The sequence below is a fragment of the Nocardiopsis lucentensis DSM 44048 genome (assembly GCF_000341125.1).
Classification (GTDB): Bacteria; Actinomycetota; Actinomycetes; order Streptosporangiales; family Streptosporangiaceae; genus Nocardiopsis; species Nocardiopsis lucentensis.
On the sequence record NZ_ANBC01000813.1, the window covers coordinates 1 to 1,114 of the forward strand.

Below are 1,114 nucleotides of genomic sequence, written 5' to 3' on the forward strand. Positions count from 1 at the left end.
CGACAGCGCCTCCAGCACGACGCGGTTGCCCAGCATCGCGGTGACGTCGGCGTGGTCGTGGTCCGGGGACACCTCCACGATGTCCACGCCGACGACGGGCAGCTCCACACAGATGCGGCGCACGGCGTCGAGCAGCTGGCGCGAGGTGAGGCCGCCCGGCTCCGGGGTCCCGGTGCCCGGGGCCATCCCCGGGTCGACGACGTCCACGTCGACCGAGAGGAACACGCCCTCGCACTCGTCGGTGGCCAGGGCGAAGGCCTCGTCCAGACAGGTGTTGAGACCGCGCGCGTCCATCTCGCTCATCTCGTAGCACCGCATGCCCTGCCGGGCCATCCAGGACAGCGTCTCCTCCTCGGGCCAGTACCCGCGCAGGCCCATCTGGATGAACCGGTCACCGCGCACGGCACCCGACTCGATCAGCCTGCGCATGGGCAGCCCGTGGCCGAGCAGCGACCCGAAGTCGATGTTTCCGGTGTCGGCGTGCGCGTCGAAGTGGATCACCGACACGCGCCCCCAACCGTGGTGGCTGGCCACGCCCTGTACGTCGGGCAGGGCGATGGTGTGGTCGCCGCCGAGCATGACGGGGATCTTCCCGGCCGCGGCCACCGTGGTCACGGCCTGGCGGACGCTGGCGACCATCCCCTCGATGTCGCCGTTGAAGCAGTCCACGTCACCCGCGTCCTTGACGTTGAGCTCGACCAGGCCGTCGGCGCGGACCGCCAGGTGCGGCCGTCGGCCGTCGTGCGGCAGGTAGTCGGTGCCCCGGAGCGCCCGCGGCCCGAAGCGGGTGCCCGCCCGGTAGGAGGTGCCCCCGTCGAACGGCACCCCCATGATGACCGCCGCGGAGTCGGCCCAGGTGGCGGGCTCGTCGAGGTCACACCGGTCGATGCCGAGGAAGGTGATGTCGGGGCCGAACAGCGGTGCGAGGCGTGTCATGGACGGTCTCCTTCGATGGTGGTTGCGGTGGTGCTCGGCCCCGGACCGGAGGGCGGCCCCACCCGGCCCCGGACGAGCAGGTAGTAGACGCCTCCGGCGATCGGGCCGCCCAGCAGGGACAGGTCCGCGCCGGTGGCCGCCGCCAACGGGCCGAGCCACAGTTCGGAGTCGGCGGCCA

At 72.4% G+C, this 1,114-nt stretch carries 1 protein-coding gene and 1 pseudogene; both read right to left on the reverse strand.

Translation table 11 applies throughout. The annotated features are described in order from the left end of the window. The coding region (speB, locus tag D471_RS0128370) for an agmatinase (RefSeq protein WP_017601750.1) at window positions 1-936 on the reverse strand (936 nt) is incomplete at its 3' end. After that, window positions 933-1,114 (reverse strand): annotated as a pseudogene (locus D471_RS41025) (hypothetical protein); the annotation flags it as partial. The gene speB and the pseudogene D471_RS41025, both read right to left, overlap by 4 nt.